15 protein-coding genes are annotated in these 17,298 nt (G+C 67.1%); 4 read left to right on the top strand and 11 right to left on the bottom strand.

Annotation, left to right across the window (positions count from 1 at the left end; all coding sequences use genetic code 11):
- Positions 1–125 precede the first annotated feature (125 nt).
- From LX81_RS07905 to LX81_RS07860, 10 genes are all read right to left on the bottom strand, one after another.
- Positions 126–1,229: a mandelate racemase/muconate lactonizing enzyme family protein gene (locus LX81_RS07905; protein ID WP_234822531.1), complete on the bottom strand. Its 1,104-nt coding sequence runs from the start codon at positions 1,227–1,229 to the stop codon at positions 126–128.
- Positions 1,226–2,050, bottom strand: a complete 825-nt coding sequence (locus LX81_RS07900) for a MaoC family dehydratase (protein WP_111536767.1) — start codon at positions 2,048–2,050, stop codon at positions 1,226–1,228. The genes LX81_RS07905 and LX81_RS07900 overlap by 4 nt, the downstream gene beginning before the upstream one ends.
- Entirely contained in the window at positions 2,047–3,291 is a 1,245-nt protein-coding gene (locus LX81_RS07895) for a CaiB/BaiF CoA transferase family protein (RefSeq protein ID WP_170133876.1), read from the bottom strand. The genes LX81_RS07900 and LX81_RS07895 overlap by 4 nt, the downstream gene beginning before the upstream one ends.
- A complete protein-coding gene (locus LX81_RS07890) occupies positions 3,278–4,306 on the bottom strand; it encodes a CoA transferase (protein WP_111536981.1) in 1,029 nt (342 codons plus the stop codon). The genes LX81_RS07895 and LX81_RS07890 overlap by 14 nt, the downstream gene beginning before the upstream one ends.
- A complete protein-coding gene (locus LX81_RS07885) occupies positions 4,303–5,304 on the bottom strand; it encodes an ABC transporter ATP-binding protein (RefSeq protein WP_111536765.1) in 1,002 nt (333 codons plus the stop codon). Before LX81_RS07885 ends, LX81_RS07890 begins: the two co-directional genes overlap by 4 nt.
- Complete coding sequence (locus LX81_RS07880; RefSeq protein WP_111536764.1) at positions 5,301–6,281, bottom strand: ABC transporter ATP-binding protein; 981 nt, start codon at positions 6,279–6,281, stop codon at positions 5,301–5,303. Before LX81_RS07880 ends, LX81_RS07885 begins: the two co-directional genes overlap by 4 nt.
- Positions 6,281–7,189, bottom strand: a complete 909-nt coding sequence (locus LX81_RS07875; protein ID WP_234822530.1) for an ABC transporter permease — start codon at positions 7,187–7,189, stop codon at positions 6,281–6,283. Before LX81_RS07875 ends, LX81_RS07880 begins: the two co-directional genes overlap by 1 nt.
- The gene (locus tag LX81_RS07870; protein ID WP_111536763.1) at positions 7,186–8,124 is read right to left on the bottom strand and encodes an ABC transporter permease; all 939 of its coding nucleotides are present in this window, start codon (positions 8,122–8,124) and stop codon (positions 7,186–7,188) included. Before LX81_RS07870 ends, LX81_RS07875 begins: the two co-directional genes overlap by 4 nt.
- 10 nt (positions 8,125–8,134) lie before the next feature.
- Positions 8,135–9,721 carry an ABC transporter substrate-binding protein gene (locus tag LX81_RS07865; protein WP_170133875.1) on the bottom strand — a complete coding sequence of 529 codons (1,587 nt, stop codon included), beginning with the start codon at positions 9,719–9,721 and terminating at the stop codon, positions 8,135–8,137.
- 98 nt (positions 9,722–9,819) lie between these two features.
- A complete protein-coding gene (locus LX81_RS07860) occupies positions 9,820–10,965 on the bottom strand; it encodes a mandelate racemase/muconate lactonizing enzyme family protein (RefSeq protein ID WP_111536761.1) in 1,146 nt (381 codons plus the stop codon).
- Between the two features lie 437 nt (positions 10,966–11,402).
- Here LX81_RS07860 and LX81_RS07855 point away from each other — a divergent pair, with 437 nt between their 5' ends.
- Positions 11,403–12,404 (top strand): LacI family DNA-binding transcriptional regulator, encoded by a 1,002-nt coding sequence (locus tag LX81_RS07855; protein WP_111536760.1) that lies wholly within the window; start codon positions 11,403–11,405, stop codon positions 12,402–12,404.
- A 241-nt stretch (positions 12,405–12,645) separates the two neighbouring features.
- Here LX81_RS07855 and LX81_RS07850 read toward each other — a convergent pair whose 3' ends face one another.
- Positions 12,646–13,818, bottom strand: a complete 1,173-nt coding sequence (locus LX81_RS07850) for an ROK family transcriptional regulator (RefSeq protein ID WP_234822529.1) — start codon at positions 13,816–13,818, stop codon at positions 12,646–12,648.
- A gap of 280 nt (positions 13,819–14,098) precedes the next feature.
- Between LX81_RS07850 and xylF the strand changes: the two genes are divergently transcribed.
- The 3 genes from xylF (at position 14,099) to LX81_RS07835 (ending at position 17,264) form a co-directional block, all read left to right on the top strand.
- Positions 14,099–15,133, top strand: a complete 1,035-nt coding sequence (gene xylF, locus LX81_RS07845; protein ID WP_111536759.1) for a D-xylose ABC transporter substrate-binding protein — start codon at positions 14,099–14,101, stop codon at positions 15,131–15,133.
- 74 nt (positions 15,134–15,207) lie between these two features.
- Positions 15,208–16,500, top strand: a complete 1,293-nt coding sequence (locus tag LX81_RS07840) for a sugar ABC transporter permease (RefSeq protein WP_111536758.1) — start codon at positions 15,208–15,210, stop codon at positions 16,498–16,500.
- Complete coding sequence (locus LX81_RS07835) at positions 16,500–17,264, top strand: ATP-binding cassette domain-containing protein (protein WP_111536757.1); 765 nt, start codon at positions 16,500–16,502, stop codon at positions 17,262–17,264. The genes LX81_RS07840 and LX81_RS07835 overlap by 1 nt, the downstream gene beginning before the upstream one ends.
- Positions 17,265–17,298 lie beyond the last annotated feature (34 nt).

The raw sequence follows: 17,298 nt of genomic DNA, 5'->3' as shown, positions 1-17,298 counted from the left end.
CCCTTTCCCCAATCGTCCGGACCTGTGTCGATCATCGATGAAAGGCCGTACCGGCTCCCCCAGATATCTTGGTGCTCAGACTGCTCTGCGCTAGACGCCGGGTCGAAGCGATGCCGACCCAGGGATCAGGCGCGGGTCTCCTCATGGCGGGCGTTCGCGAGGAAGTTCGGATTGATCTCGACACCCCAGCCGGGCCGATCCTCGATCTCGATGCACCCATCGCGTATCTCGAACGGCGCATGGACGAAGAGCGGATCGGTCCAGTCCTCCGACCCGTAATTCTCGATCGAGAATTCCAGGTAAGGCCCGGCATTCGGGATCGCCCGAAGGACATGCATCGCGCACACCGTGACGAGACTGCGATTGGCGGAATGGGGGATGCAGGGCAGGCCGGCGCCGGCCGCCATCGCCGCGACCTCTAAGGTCCGGGCGACGCCGCCGAGATAGAGCACGTCGGGCTGCACCAAGTCGACCGCGCGCATCTCGATCATCGTGCGCCAGGCGGAGATCTCGCAATCCTGCTCGCCGCCGGTCACGTCGAGCGACAGCGCGTCCGTCACCTCTTTCGTCCAGTCGAACTCCCAGTAGGGGCAGGGCTCCTCGAAATGGACGATGCCGTGATCTTCGAGCATCCGCCCCACCTCGATCGCGCGCGCCGGCGTGAAGCCGGAATTGGCGTCCACGAGCTTTGTCACCTCGTCGCCGAGCGCGCGCGCCACCGTGGGCACGATCTCCTCGGTGCGGCCATCCCACTGGTCGACGTCGCGGCCGCAGACCCGGCCCACACGCCATTTGAACGCGTCGATGCCGTAGGTGTCGCGCAGCCGGACCAGCCGGTCGGCCTCCTCGTCGGGCGCGATGTCGCGCCGCATCGAGCTGCCGTAGATGCGCAGCGGGCCGGGGCTGCCACCGAGGAGCGTGCAGACCGGCTTGCCCTCGACCTTGCCCCGCAGATCCCAGAGCGCGGTGTCGAGCCCGGCTTGGGCGCGGCGCAGGTAGCTGCCGGGAAACTTGTGCTCGCGCTCGCCGATGAGCTCGATCAGCCCCGCGATGTCGGTCGTCTCGGCCCCGAGTGCGTGCGGCGCGACCTGGCGGTGGAAGACGGTGCAGGTGATGTCGGCGTTGTAGGTGGAGACCTGGCCCCAGCCCTCCGTGCCGTCCTCCGCCGTCACCCGGACGAAGCCCACCGCCGGGGTCGAGAACGTCTCGAGGCGGGCGATCCGGCTCACGACACGGAAGCCCGGGACATGGCATAGAGGTTGCGCCGGACGTGGCGCGCGACGGGGTGGCCATCGGCCAGGAGCCATTCTTCCGTCTCGAAATAGTGCTTGCCGCGCGCTTCCGAGACCGAGACGATCCGCGACGAGGTGGCGTAGCGCGCGCCGACCGGGGCTGGGGCGAGGTTCTCCACCTCCGCCCCGGCGAAGATCAACGGCATCGGCAGAGCGAGGTTGGCCACCGCATCCTCCATCGTCCGGCGCAGCAGGCAGCCCGGATGTACCAGGCCGCGTTCGACGAAGATCGCCTCGGTTTCGTGGAAGTCGGCACGGGATTCGGCCACGAAATCGGGGCTCAGCACCGTCTCGCCGCTGCCGAGTTGCAGCGGCGGTGCGAAGTCACCTGGCCGGATGGCGCGCTTCGGCATGAAGGTGGGCGGAAGCGGCAGCGTCGTGGGTGGATCGGGCGGACGATCGGCGAGGCCGAGGCGGCCGTCGAGCACGACCTCGCCCTCCGTACCGCGCGTGACCGTCACCGGCGCGGCGACGCCGTCCGCCTCCCGCGCAAGTGCACCGCGCGTCACGACGAGCCGGTCGCCGGCATAGACCGGGCGGCGGAACCGGACCTGCGCCCGACCCCGCGCGAGCCAGTCCGCGCCCCAGCCGATCACCGCGAGCCGCACCGCGTGGCCGTAGACGAAGACGCCGGGGAGCAGGGCGGCGGGAAAACCCATGGCACGCGCGGTCGCGTCCTCGTGCGAGGTGCCGCGGTAGCGCGGCCTGGGATCGAGGATCGCGGTGACCTCGAGCCGCTCGGGCAGGTCGGCGCTCACGTTCCCGGCGCCGGGACGTCGGCCATCGCGCCGCTCGCGAGGATCTCCTCGACCTCTTCCTCCGGCAGGCCGAGAACCTCGCGCAGCACGTAGCCGTTGGCCTCGCCGTAGCAGGGCGAGGCGCTTCGCTGCGATCCCTGCGCGACCGTGGAATGCAGGGGCAGGCCAGGATGGCGGTGTCGCCCGGCCTCGGCATGAACCAGCTCGTCGAAAAAGCCCCGCGCGGCGAGGTACTCCGACGCCGCCTGTTCGGGCGCGGTCTCCACCGCAGCGGCGGCGACGCCGCCCTCCTGCAGCCGCGCGGCGAGCTCGGCCTTGTCCTGCTCCGCGGTCCACTCCGCGAGCAGCGCGTCGAGCGCGGCCTCGTTGGCTTTACGTGCCGAAAGCGTGGCAAAGCGTGGATCGCGCGCCAGTTCGTCCTGCCCCATCAACCCGGCCAGCCGCGACCAGGCCGCGTCGTCCTCGGCGGCGATGGCGATCCATTCGTCCTCGCCGCGGGTGGGATAGGCGTTGTGCGGCGCCATGTCCGCGACGTGGTTGCCCTCTGGCGCCACGTCCGTCCCGGCGATCAGCTCGGGACCGATGAACTGCATCGCCGCCTCGACCTGGGCGAGCTCGATATGCTGGCCGCGCCCGGTCCGCTCGCGGTGGCGCAGCGCGGTCAGGATCGCCGCGGCCGCGTTGAACCCGCCGATCGGGTCGAGATAGGACGGCCCCGTCACCGTGGGCTGGCCGCCGGGATAGGCGACCATCGCCGACATCCCCGCCGCCATCTCCATCGTCGGCCCGAGCGCGGCGTAATCGGCATGCGGACCGTCGAGGCCGAAGGCCGGCATCTCCACCACGATCAGTTCCGGATGCGTCTTAGCGAGTTGCGCGTAACCGAGTCCCAGCCGCTCCAGCAAGCCGGGCCGGAAATTGCAGATCAGCACGTCCGAGGCATCGACCAGACGGCGCATCACGGAGGCGCCGTGGGGATGCTTGAGATCGACGACGAGGCTGCGCTTGTTTACGTTCTGCGAGTTGAACGTGAAGACGCGGTCCCAGGGCCTGTCGCCCGGATCGTGGTCGGGAAAGGCGAGGGGGCTCGGCTTGTCGCGGTTCGACCGCCAGGTGTTGGTGCGCGTCGGGCTCTCGATGTGGAACGCCTCCGCGCCGTACCATGCGAGGATGCGCCCCGCCATCGGACCGGCCCAGGCGGTGGTCAGCTCGACCACCCGCACGCCCTCAAGCGGCAGCATCGGCATCCCCCCCGATGTCGCGCGCGGGTGTCGCGCCGAGCCTGAAGGCCGGCCCCGGCAGGACATACTCTCGTCCGTCGATCGTGACGTTCCGCCAGTAGCCGCGCGCGGCCAGATGCGGGCTCTCGCGCAATTCCGAGATGCGGTAGGCGCGCGCGGCGATGATCCGCATCCCCTGCAACTCGGCCACGAATTCCTCGGGGTCGCGGTCTGCGACCTTCTCCTCGACCAGCGCGAAGAAGGCGGGCCAGTGCTTTTGCCGCTCGGGCACCTCCCGGAACCGCGGATCGTCGAGGCAAGCCTCCAGCCCGAGCCGCTCGCAGAGCGCGGCGAAGCGGTTGGAATAGACCCAGAGGCAGACCCAGGAACCGCGGCAGAGCACCTGCCCGGCCGGGATGTCCTGGTCGCCGCGCCGCCGGTCGGTGCCGTTGTAGATCGCCTGCAGCGCGTAGGGAAAGCACATCGCCGAGGCGGTCTCGGCCGCGTCGACGCGGATGGCGTCGCCCGCCCAGGTATCGGCGTCGCCTTCCGCGCGCACGCGGAGTGAGGCCATAATCTGGACATAGGCCGCGAGCCCCGCCGCGTAGGAGGCGCGCTGCCCGGTGCCGTAGAGCGGCTCGCGACCGCGCACTCCGTTGGAGATCATCATCCCCGAGGCCGCCTGCAGCACGATTTCGGGCGCGCGCCATCCCGCACGCGGCCCGTCCGGCCCGAAACCGTCGATCACCACCGCGATCGGCGCCTCCGCGCCGCCGAGCAGGGTGTCCGGATCCTCGCCCGGCGCGCAGAGCACGATGTCGGGCCGGGCCTCGGGCGCGCCGCGGCGCTTGCCGGCGTTCAGGTGGATGTCGCCGATGCTGCCCCGCGGCGGGGCGGCGGCGATCGCCGGCCTGCCAGGAGCCGCTTCCGCCAGCCAGACCTCGGCGCCGAAATCCGACAGCAGCCGGGCGCAGTACTGCCCGGCGATGGTCCCGGACCGGTCGATCACGACCAGCCCGTCGAGAGCGCCGCTCATGCCGCATTCCTCCGTCTGGTGATGGGAAAGGCCGAGGCGAAGTGGCAGGCGGCGAGCCGGCCGGGTTCAACCTCGACGAGGGGGGGCGTCTCGCGCGCGCAGAGCTCGGTGGCGAGCGGGCAGCGGGTGCGGAACGCGCATCCGCTCGGTACCCGCGACGGGCTCGGCACGTCGCCCTGCAGGACGATGCGTCCGCTTCGCCGGCCCGGCCGAGCCTCCGGCGCCGCGGAGAGCAGCGCCTCGGTATAGGGGTGGTGCGGCGCGCCGTAGACCTGGTCCTTGCCGCCGATCTCGACGATCCGGCCGAGATACATCACGGCCACGCGGTCGGCGATGTGTCTGACCACCGCGAGGTCGTGGGCGATGAAGAGATAGGCGAAACCCTTCTCGCGCTGCAGATCCTGCATCAGGTTGATGATCTGCGCCTGGATCGACACGTCGAGCGCCGAGACCGGCTCGTCGGCGACGATGAAGCTCGGATCGACCGAGATCGCCCGGGCGATGCCGATCCGCTGGCGCTGCCCGCCGGAGAACTGGCGCGGCTTGCGGTCCATGTAGGCCGCCGGAAGGCCGACCATGCGCAGCAGATCGGCCACCGTCTCGCGTCGGGCCCTGCGCGATCCGGAGAGGCCGAAGGCGTCCAGCGGCTCGGCGACGATGTCGGCGATGCTGCGCCGGGGCGAGAGCGAGCCGAACGGATCCTGGAACACCATCTGGACCTGACGTCGCATCTGCCGCCGCGCGGCTGCCCCCATCGTGCTCATGTCCTGGCCGTCGATCACCACGCGGCCCTCGCTCGGCTCGATCAGGTGCAGGAGCAACCGGCCCAGCGTGGACTTGCCGCAGCCGGATTCGCCCACGACCGCCAGCACCTCCCCGCGCATCACTTGGAAGCTCACGCCATCCACGGCGCGCACCGGCGGCCGCCTCGGGCCGAGCCGGGCGGAGGTGTCGTGAAAGGTCTTGCCCAGTCCCTCGACCTCGATCAGCACGCTCATGCCGCCGCCTCCTCTGCCGTTGCCCAGCACGCCGCGCGGTGGCCGGGTCCGTGCGCCGCCATCGGCGGCATCTCCACCGCGCAGCGCGGCATCCGCAGCGGACAGCGCGCGCGGAACGGGCAGCCCTCCCGGATCGTCCCCGCCGGCGGGACCGAGCCGGCGATCTGGTAGAGCCGCTCGCGGGTTTCCGAGAAGCTCGGCACCGATTTCAGCAGGCCCCGGGTATAGGGATGGCGCGGCGCGTCGAAGAGCGCCTCGACCGGGGCCTCCTCGACGATGCGCCCCGAATACATCACGATCACCCGGTCGCAGATCTCGGCCACCACGCCGAGATCGTGGGTGATCAGCAGGATCGCCGAATTGAAGCGTTCGCGGATGTCGGTCATCAACTCAAGCACCTGCGCCTGGATCGTCACGTCGAGCGCCGTGGTCGGCTCGTCGGCGATCAGGAGGCTCGGGTTGCAGGCCATGGCGATGGCCGCCATCACCCGTTGCCGCATGCCGCCCGAGAACTGGTCGGGATAAGCGCGGATACGCGCCTCCGGATCGGGCATGCCCACAAGGGTCAGAAGCTCGATCACCCGGGCGCGCCGCGCCGCCGGAGTCATCCGTCCGTGGAGCGAGATCGCCTCGCCGATCTGGTCGCCGATGGTCATCACCGGGTTCAACGACGACATCGGTTCCTGGAAGATCATGCCGACATCGCGGCCGCGGATCGCTGGCATCTCGCGTAGTGGCAGGCCGAGGATGTCGCGGCCGTCGAGGCGGATCTCGCCGCCGATCCGCGCCGGCGGCTCGGGCACCAGCCGCATCACCGACAGCGCCGTCATCGACTTGCCCGATCCACTCTCGCCGACGAGGCCCACGGTCTCGCCCCGGTCGAGCGCGAAGCTGACCCCGTCGACCACGCGCAGCGGCATGTCGCGCGGGCCGAAGGCGACCGTGAGGTCGCGCACCTCGAGAAGCGGCCCGCCCATCACCCCGCCTCCGGGTCGAGCACGTCGCGCACGGCGTCGCCGATCAGGCTGATCGAGAGCACCACGACCGTGATGGCGAGGCCGCCCGACAGGATCGGCCACTGGGTCGCGAACATGTTGTTGAGCCCGTCGCGGATGATGTTGCCCCAGGACGGGTTCGGCGGCTGCGTGCCGATGCCGAGGAAGGACAGCGTCGCTTCGATCCGGATCGAGCTTGCCGACCACAGCGTCATGAGCACCACGATCGGTGCGAGGATGTTGGGCACCACATGTCGCGCGATGATCACCGGAGTACGCACCCCCGCCGCCATCGCCGCCTCCACGTAGGGTTCCTGCTTGACCGCGAGGGTGGAGGCGCGGGCGACCCGCGCGAAGCCCGGCGTGAACGCCACGGTCAGCACGATGACGATGTTCCAGAAGCTGCCGCCCAGGGCCGCGGCCACGAGGATCGCGAGGAGCAGTTCCGGGAAGGCCATCAGCATGTCGATCACCCGGCTCACGACACGGTCCACGACGCCGCCGAAATAACCCGCCGACACCCCGAGCGTCGTGCCGATGACGGCCGCGAAGACCGGCGACAGCAGGCCGAAGATGAGCGAGTTGCGCGAGCCGTGGATCAGCCGGCTCAGCACGTCGCGGCCGAACTGGTCGGTGCCGAGCCAGTGCGCGGCATTGGGCGTCTGGTTGATCGCGAGGAACGATTGTTGCAGCGGATCGTAAGGCGCGATCCAAGGCGCGAAGGCCGCCACCAGCACGAAGATCACGACCACGGCCAGCGCGATCCGGGTCGCGGGACGGTGGAACACCTCGTGGCGAACAGTCTGCCACATGGTCGGGGCGGGCGCGATCGCCTCGCGCTCCGCCATCGCGTCGAGTTCGGGATCGAGGAGGCCGCTCGTATCGGTCATGACGCCATCCTGATGCGCGGGTCGATGAGGACGTAGACGACCTCCATCGCGAGGTTCACGAAGATCACGAAGAAGGCGAACATCAGCACGCCGGCCTGGATCACCGGGTAGTCGCGCTCGCTGATCGCGTCGATCAGGAGCCGGCCGATACCGGGGCGGTTGAACACCAGCTCCACCGCCACCGACCCCGACAGCGTCGCCAGGATCGAGATGCCGATCCCGGTGGAGAGCGGCAGGAGCGCGTTGCGCAGCGCGTGGCGGTAGATCACCCGGCCCTCCCGCGCGCCCTTGGCCCGCGCGGTCCGGACGTAGTCGCGGCCGAGCACCTCGAGCACCGATGTCCGCGTCAAGCGTCCGAGGAAGGCGGATTTCAGCAGCGCGAGCGTCAGCGCCGGTAGGATGATGTGGTGCAACCCGTCCCAGAACCCTGTACCCGCGCCGAGGATCGGGAACCAACCGAGATTCAGCGCAAAGACGATCAGCAGGATCGCCGCGAGATAGAAGTCGGGGATGGCGTAGCCCAGGAGCGAATAGAGCCGCAGGGCGCTGTCCGCGGGTCGGTTGCGCCGGGTCGCGGCGTAGACGCCGAATGGGATGCCGAGCGCCAGGCCGATCACCACGGAGGTGAGCGTGAGGTAGATCGTGTGCGGCAGGTTGCGTGCGATCAGCGAGGAGACCGGTTGGTTCGACAGGAACGACACGCCGAAATCGAACCGCACCGCGTCCCACAGGAATTTCAGGTATTGCAGCCAGAGCGGATCGTTGAGCCCCATCCGCTCGCGGAAGAGGGCGAGCTGCGCCGGGTCGGTCTGCGGACCCAGCGCCGCCAGGGCGGGATCGCCCGGCAGAATGCGCATGGCGACGAACACGAAGCTCAGGACGAGAAACACCGTCGGGATCGCGTCGAGAAGCCGGTAGAGGAGATATCGCGCCATGCGTTCCGCCTCAGCTCACGAAAGTGGCGTGGTTGAAGCGCCAGTAGGCGTCGCCGCCCGTCACCTCGTAGCCGAGATCGAGGCGCGGGTTGCGCGCCACCACGTAGGACATGGTCGGCAGGCCCAGCATCGGCAGGTCGCGCTGGATCTTCAGCTCGACCTCGCGGCCCACTTCCACGTAGCCGTCGAAGTCTGTGGCCTGCAGCATTTGGGCGAGCAGGTCGTCGACGCCCTCCATCTCCACGCCGTAATGCGAGTAATTTGCCCCGCCCGTGCCGTCCGGCGTCATGTTTGCCGACGAGGCGGCATAATTGGAGTAGACAAAGAGCGGCACCGGCGGCAGCGACCACGAGTTGATGTTGAGCGTGTTGGCGTTCTCGCGGTTCGAGGCGTGGTAGGCCGAATGGTCCATGATGTTGAGTTCGATGTTCACGTCGATCGCGCGGAGCTGCTCCTGGATGATCAGGTGCTGCGTGGAATAATCCTCGCGCTTCGAGGTGTTGACCGGGATCGTCAGCCCGTTCGGGAAGCCGGCATCGGCGAGCAGCGCCTTGGCCTTGTCGGGATCATGCTCGTAGCGCAGATCCTCGGGCAGTTCCTCCTCGGTGAAGCCCGTGGGATAATCCGGCGGGTTCAGCGTGTAGACCATCTTCGCGAGCGGTTGCAGCGCGTCGACGATCTGCTGCTTGTTGATACCATGGGCGATCGCCTGGCGGACCTGCAGGTTCTGCAGCGGGTCCTTGGTGAGGTTGAAGAACAGCGTGTTGAACGATCCCGGCACGGTCAGGTCGAAGATCAGGTCGGGCATCTGCGATTGCATCTGCGGGATCCATCCCGGCGCCCGCACCCCCTCTATCATGTCCACCTCGCCCGAGAGCAGCGCCAGCGTCCGCGCCGTGGTGTCTTGGATGTAGAGGAACTCCATGTTGGCGATGTGGCCGGGTTCGCCCCAGTAATCCTCGTGCCGGCTGAGGAACATGCCCTCCTCCGGGTCGTAGCGGTCGAGCTTGTAGGGACCGGTTCCCACCGCTTCGGTCGCGAAGGCCTCGCCGCGCTCCGCTTCGGCCTTGGCCGAGATCACCAGTACGCGGCGGCTGAACACCGTGGAGGCCAGGAACAGCGGATCGGGGTCGGTTAGCGTCACCGTGACCTCGTACTTCCCGGTCGCCTCGGCCTGCGCGATGTTGGCGTAGCTCGAGGTCGAGACCCCGTCGAGCTTGGCGCGCATGAAGGACCGCGCCACGTCCTCGCCGGTCATCTCGCCGTAGCCGTGGTGGAACTGCACTCCGTCGCGCAGGGTGAAGACCCAGGTCCTTGAATCGTCTGAGGTGGTCCATTCGGTGGCCAGTGCCGGCTCGAACGCGTCCGGCGTCTTGCCGAAATCGCCATCCGGCGGCTCCACGAGGTACTCGAAGCACTGGATCATCGCCCAATTGTCGGAGCCCTGCGTCGTCATGTTCGGATCGAAGGCGCGGGGCCCGCCGGCCGAGCTGGCGAAGCGCAGCACGTCCTGGCCCTGGGCCCTGAGGCGCGGTGCGAAGAGCATCGTACCCGTCGCCGCCGTGGCGGTGCCCAGCAAAGTGCGTCTGGTGATCATCTGCTTGTTCCTCCCTTGGTCGGCCGCGCCATCCTCCCGGTCGCGGCATCGGGCCGTCCTTGCGACGCCGCATCGCCTTCCCGCGGCCTCCCGCCGCGTCATATGCGTCGTGCGTCGATCTCCGCGTCGTCGAAATCCAGTCCGAGCCCCGGCCCCTGCGGCAGCGCGAAGCAGCCCCCCGAGGGGCGCGGCATGTTCGGGATCCCCGGCAGCATCCGGTCGTCGGGATCGGCGAACTCCGCCGGCTTGGTGTTGTGCATGATCGTCGAGAGCAGATGCAGGTTCGCGACGTGGCCGATGCCCGGCTGTGTCTGATGCGGCACCAGCTCGACCCCGTGCGCGAAGCAGATCGCCGCGCACTGCATGAGGCCGGTGATCCCGCCCATCTTCACGATGTCGGGCTGCACCATCCGCACGCCCGCCGAGATCATGTCAACCAGCGCCTGCGTGGTGTAGGTCTGCTCGGCGGCGGAGACGGTGATGTCGAGCCGTTGTGCCACTTCGCCCATGGCGCGGACATCGTAGTGCTGGACCGGCTCCTCAAACCAGAGATAGCCCAGCTCCTCGAGCACGCGCCCGACCCGGATCGCGCCGCCGACCGAGTACTGGTTGTTCGCGTCGAAGGCGAGCGGGTAGTCTGGTCCGACGAGGTCGCGCACGGCGCGTGCCTTGGCGATATCGCCGGGAATGTCGTAATCCTGCCGGGTACGGTCACCGTCCCAGCGAATCTTGATCGCCGCCGGCTTCTCCGACGTCCAGCGCGCCTCGACGACGCGCAACATCTCGTCCACCCCGCGTTCCGCATTGCCGCCGACGGAAGCGTAGAACGGCAGCTCGTTTCGCCATGCCCCGCCCATGAGCTTGTGGATTGGCAGCCCGAGGATCTTCCCCTTCAGGTCCCAAAGCGCGATGTCGAGCGCGGCCAGGGCTCCGGTGACCGCCCCCTCTGGCCCGAGCTTGATGTAGCGGTGCAGGAGACGGTCCTGGATCACCGCCTGGTCGAACGGATCGGCGCCGGTGAGCGATGCGGAGAAATCCCGCGTCACGAGCAGACTGTGATCGCCCCCCATCATCGGAGAAGCTTCGCCGTAGCCCGTGAGGCCGCTGTCGGTCCTGACCCGGACCAGCGCGGTGCGGCGTCCCGGCGGATCGCCGGGCCTCCACGCCACGGCGAATGCCTCCACACCCGCGATACGATGCGTCCCGGCTGCTGCAGACGATTGCATTCCGATCGTGTCTTCCAACGTCGTAATCCCCCCGTGGATATCCGGCTCCCCCCGTCCCACGCTTGAACTGTAGACACGTATCGCATCCGTATTCAAGAATAATCGACTTAGTCTCTTGGCGGATCAAGGGCCTGACGGAGTGTCCGGCACGGCATCGATATGTCTGATCCGTGTTGAGCAAAGGGATGGTCAAGATACTGGTATACCACTGACGTAGCGAAACTTTCTTGAGGCTTTCACAGAGCTGCTGCTTGAACGTCAGCCACGGAAACTTTTCGATCAAGGATCGCGCATTCAATTCGGCGAAATCTTCAGGCAACCCAAACTCTACGGTGTCTTGATGATTTGCAACCGATTGCAAAAAGTGGAGAAGGGTAAGATTCCCTCGTCAAAGACTTGGCGCCCGGCCATCCGAACGTCTAAAGGCTTCACGGCAAACTCTTCATGGCGGCATCATGATGTCTGACGAAAGTCCGGCCCGACCTCTCACCTCGCGCGAACTCGCGGCGTTGATCGGGGTCAGCCAATCCGCGGTGTCACGGGCCTTCACGCCGGGAAGCAGCATTTCTTCGAAGCTGCGCGCGCGCATCCTCGGTGCGGCGCACGAATACGGTTATCAGCCCAACGCGATCGCCTCGATGATGACCACCAAGCGCACCAAGATCGTCGGGATCGTCGTGTCGGACATGCGCAATCCATTCTATCCCGCGCTGATCGAGCGGCTGACGCAAGCGTTGCAGCGGGTCGGCTTTCAGAGCCTGCTCTTCAACATTTCTCCGGGCGCGCGCATCGAGGAGCAGCTCGTCGCCATTCGAACGTACAACGTGGACACCGTGATCGTTATCTCGGCGACCATCCTCGACGACCGGACGCTGAACTGGGCGGCGGGGGGGCGGCGGGCGATCCTCCTTAACCGGTTGAGCCACCAGGACATGCCGACCGTCTGCTGTGACAACGTCGCCGGGGCGCGGGCTGTGGTCGACCATTTCCACGCCATCGATCGGCATCGCATCGGATATGTCGCCGGACTTGCAAAGACCGCCGTCGGAATGACGCGGCAAGGCGCTTTCACCACGCGGCTTGCAGAGCTCGGCATGCGTCTTGTCGGCAGCGCGGGATCGGAGGCCTATACCTTCGAGGCCGGTTGGCAGGGCGCCCTCGACTTGTTGGCCGCGCGGCCGGACGCGATCTTCTTCGCCTCCGACATCCTCGCGCTCGGCGGTCTCGGGGCCCTTCGCGCGGCGGGGGTGCGGATCCCGGAGGACATCGCGGTGGCGGGCTTCGACGACATCGTCATGGCCGGCTGGCCGACCAATGACCTCACCACCTACCGTCAACCGGTCGACCAGCTGATCGAAAAGGCGATCGAGATGACCTTGGCGGCGGAAATCGACGAGGATCGGCTTGTCCTGCTGCCGGGCGAATTGATCATCCGTGGTTCGACGAGCGGAGATTGACCGGCTCAGTTGAACCAGGTCGAACCTGTACCGGGCGGCCAGAGCTCGGCCGGATCTCCAATCATACGCAATCCGCAGAAGTCGCGACGGTGATTATGTGTCGGAAACCGTGTTCGGCGGCGATCATGATCCTGCCTGATAACCATCTGGGCCAAACGGAACCGCAATGCTGCGGCATCGCCGTGATGGCTTTCATTCGCTGGGACGCCGCGCGGTCCCGCCCCTGGCGAAACCAGCGCTGTTACGCCACCGCCTCCAAACCAAGCTCGACATCCGTGGCGTGGGAAAGGGCGAGCGCCGCCGCGCCCTGCGCCCAGAGCTGGTCGCCCCATTCGTGGATACGCAGGGCAGGCGGGTCGCCCGCCTTGATGGTGAAATCGGCCATCTCCGCCAGCAGGTCCTCCGCATCGAGCCAGTCGTAGCGCAAGCGTCCGCCCGACAGGATCAGCAGCGTCGGGTTAAAAAGGTTCACCACCGTCGAGAGCCCCGCCGCAAGGTGCCGCCGTGCCCTGAGGAACACCTCGGCCGCCCTCGCATCGCCGGCATCGGCAGAGGTTCGGAGCCGGTCGATCAATTCGGGGATCGGCGGTTGGGCCGTCTCGGTGAGTTTGAGCGTCACCGCGGCCTCTCGTGCGATCGCGTAATCGGCGAGATAAGCCTCGAGGCAGCCGCGCTGCCCACAGCGGCAGAGCGCCCCGTCGATCTGGACCTTGGTATGGCCTAGTTCCACCCCGAAACCGTTCGAGCCCCGGAACAGTTCGTGATTGAGCACGACGCCGAACCCCACGCCCTGCTCGACCGTGACGACCGCGAAATCCGCCTTTTCCCGCCCGAGGCCGAACCACAATTCGGCCAGGGCGACGAGATTGGCGTCGTTGTCCACCGTTACCGGTACGCCGAGCCGCTCGGTCGCGAGCCGGCCGAGATCGATCCGCTCCTCGTTCAAAACCGGCGACCAATGGACGTGACCGGTGGCGTGCTGGACGAAGCCGGGAAGGCCGATCCCGATTGCGCCCAGATCGCTCCGTAGGCGGCCGCTCTGCGAAAGCAGGTCCTCTACCATCTCTCCGATCGCGTCGATCTGCTCGGTTGGCGTCAGGCTACCGGACAATGCATCCGCCTGCGCGGCGGCGAGCCTGTTGCCCGCGCAATCCAGCAGCACCGCGGTGCGGTCCCGGATCGACAGTTTGATACCGGCGACAACGAAAGCGTCGGCCCGGACCGCGAGCGAAACCGGCGGCCGCCCCCGGGGAGAGACGGAAGCCTTGCGGCGATCCGGCAGTTCCTCAAGTACCCCGGCCTCGATCAGTTCGGCGGTGATCGTCGAGATGGTGCCCGGCGAGATGCCCATCAATTGCGCCACCCGAGCCCGCGAGACCGGGCCCGACGCGCGGATATAATCGAAGACCCGCATTCTTAGCGGCCGTCCGGCGCCGAGATCCCGCGTGATCAACGGTCCGCAACTCCTACGCTTCGCGAAAACCGGACCGCCGTTCATTTCGTTCATTCGGAAAACATTATTCGAGACTGATGCCCCCATGCAGCCGCTCAGGCATCACTTGCGCCGCCTGTTCGTCGTAAATGATGGGCAAAAATTCGGCAGTGGGCAAATGTTAAGTTTGACTGGCAAACAAAATCGAGCATGATGTCCTGGCCTGACCGGGAGGGTCGGGTCTGTCTCAGGGAGGATAGTCATGATTAGACGCACGCTGTTCGCCGCGGCCCTTGCCGCTACCGCCGTCACGCCACTGGCCGCCCTCGCGCAGGACGGGCCCACCGTCGGCGTGAGTTGGTCGAACTTCCAGGAGGAGCGCTGGAAGACCGACGAGGCCGCGATCCGTTCCGCACTCGAGGAGGCCGGCGCGACCTACGTCTCCGCCGATGCCCAATCTTCCTCGTCGAAGCAGCTTTCCGATATCGAGTCGCTGATTTCCCAGGGCGCGGACGTGCTCATCATCCTAGCCCAGGACACCCAGGCGATCATTCCCGCCGTGCAGCGTGCCTACGACAACGCCATTCCCGTTATCGCCTACGATCGCCTGATCGAGGACGAGCGCGCCTTCTACCTGACCTTCGACAATATCGAGGTGGGCCGAATGCAGGCCCGCGCCGTCTTCGAAGTGCAGCCCGAGGGCAATTACGTGATGATCAAGGGGTCGCCTACAGATCCCAACGCCGATTTCCTCCGCCAGGGACAGCAGGAAGTGCTGCAGGACGCCATCGATGCGGGCGATATCACGATCGTCGGCGAAGCTTATACCGATGGCTGGTTGCCCGCCAACGCGCAGCGCAACATGGAGCAGATCCTCACCGCCAACGATAACGCGGTCGACGCCGTCGTGGCCTCCAACGACGGTACCGCCGGCGGCGCGGTGGCGGCGCTCCAGGCGCAGGGCATGGACGGTATCCCGGTCTCCGGCCAAGATGCCGATTACGCGGCGCTGAACCGCATCGCGCAGGGCACGCAGACCGTCTCCGTCTGGAAGGACAGCCGCGATCTAGGCCGGCGCGCCGGCGAGATCGCCATCTCGCTCGCCGATGGAACGGAACTCTCCGAGATCGAGGGCGCCGGCGAATGGACCTCGCCCGCCGGTACCACGCTCTGGGCGGAGTTCCTCGAGCCCGTCCCGATCACGCAGGACAATCTCGGCGTCGTCGTCGATGCCGGCTGGATCAGCAAGGACGAGCTCTGCCAGGGTGTGTCCAACGGTCCGGCCCCCTGCAACTGAGACCTCTTTCCGGCTTCTCCCGGCGCGAACCAGACCCCGCGCCGGGTCGTCCCATCCGTTGAGCAGGTGATCCCATGACCGATGCCAACGCCGCCGCCGCACCCTCGCGGAGCCGCAACTTCATCAAGACGCTCGAGATCGACACGCGGCTTCTGGGCATGGTGGGCGCGTTCGTCGTCGTCTGCATCGTGTTCAACGTGATGACGGACGGGCGCTTCCTGACCCCGCGCAACATCTTCAACCTGACGATCCAGACCGTTTCCGTCGCGATCATGGCGACCGGCATGGTCTTCGTCATCGTCACCCGCCACATCGACCTCAGCGTTGGTTCGCTGCTTGCGACCTGCTCGGCGATGATGGCGATGACGCAGACGTCCTTCCTGCCGGCCATGGGCCTCGATTTCGGCAATCCCCTGATCGCCCCCGTGGCGATCCTGGTCGGCCTCCTGACCGGTGCCGTCATCGGCGGCTTCCAGGGGTGGCTCGTGGGCTATCTCTCGATCCCGGCCTTCATCGTAACCCTCGGCGGCCTTCTCGTCTGGCGCAACGTGGCCTGGTACCTGACGAACGGCCAGACCATCGGACCGCTCGACGAGACATACCAGCTCTTCGGCGGCATCGGCGGCACCCTCGGTACGACGGGAAGCTGGATCCTCGCCGTCATCGGCGTGGTCGTTACCTGCATCGCCGTCTGGTCGGCGCGACGCGCCCGCATCCGGCACGAATTTCCGGTGAAACCGGTCTGGGCCGAGATCGCGCTGATGGCCGTGGGCGCGGTGCTGATCCTCGGCTTCGTCGCCGTGCTCAACGCCTACGAGGTGCCGTCGCGCGTCCTCGATCGGCAGTTCGAGGCTGCCGGGCAGTCGATGCCGGAGGGCTACAGCGAGGGCTACGGGGTGCCCTATTCCGTCCTCCTCCTGATCGCCGTCGCGGTCGTGATGACGGTCGTGGCACGCAAGACGCGGCTTGGGCGCTACATCTTCGCTACGGGAGGCAATCCCGACGCCGCCGAGCTTTCGGGCATCAACACCCGGCTCCTGACGGTGAAGGTCTTCGCCATCATGGGCGTGCTCTGCGCACTCGCCGGCCTCGTCGCCTCCGCGCGATTGTCGTTTCACTCCAACGATATCGGAACGCTCGACGAATTGCGCGTCATCGCCGCGGCGGTCATCGGCGGCACGGCGCTCGCGGGCGGGGTGGGCACGATCTACGGGGCGATCCTCGGGGCGCTCATCATGCAGTCGTTGCAATCGGGCATGGCCATGGTCGGCGTCGACGCTCCGTTCCAGAACATCATCGTCGGCGGTGTCCTCGTCCTCGCCGTTCTCGTGGACATAATCTACCGCAGAAAGACGGGAGCGACCTGATGACCGATCGCAGCGATACCCCCTTGGTCGAGATGCGCGACATCTCGATCTCCTTCGGCGGCATCAAGGCCGTCGACCATGTCAGCGTAGATCTCTACCCGGGCGAGGTCGTTGGGCTTCTGGGCCATAACGGCGCCGGGAAGTCGACGCTCATCAAGTGCCTCTCGGGCGCATACCGGCAGGATTCGGGCGATATTCTCATCAACGGCAAGAAGGTCGAGATCGCCAATCCTCGCGACGCGCGGGACCACAACATCGAGACGATCTACCAGACGCTCGCCCTCGCCGACAATCTCGACGCCGCCTCCAACCTCTTTCTGGGGCGCGAGCTCGTCACCGCGCTCGGCTTCGTGGACGATTCCGCGATGGAGGCCGAGACGCGCCGCATCATGGGCCGCCTCAATCCCAATTTCCGCAAGTTCGCGGCTCCCGTGAAGGCGCTTTCTGGCGGGCAGAGGCAATCGGTGGCGATCGCTCGCGCGGTTTATTTCCAGGCGCGGATCCTAATCATGGACGAACCGACCGCCGCGCTCGGACCGCAGGAGACGCAGATGGTCGCAGAGCTGATCCAGGAATTGAAGAAGGACGGTCTCGGCATCTTTCTCATCGACCACGACGTGCACCAAGTGAAGCGTCTCTGCGACCGCGCGGCGGTGATGAAGAACGGCGAACTCGTGGGCCTCGTGAAGGTCGACGACGTGACCACCGACGATCTTCTGGGCATGATCATCGCCGGCAAGAAACCGCAGCACCTGGCCGCCTGACACCTTTGCGGCCACTTTGCCGAGAGCAATAGCG

It is taken from the genome of Palleronia aestuarii (assembly GCF_003253995.1).
GTDB lineage: Bacteria > Pseudomonadota > Alphaproteobacteria > Rhodobacterales > Rhodobacteraceae > Palleronia > Palleronia aestuarii.
The sequence above is the reverse complement of the archived record's forward strand: the minus strand, read 5'-3'. Positions and strand labels throughout refer to the sequence as shown.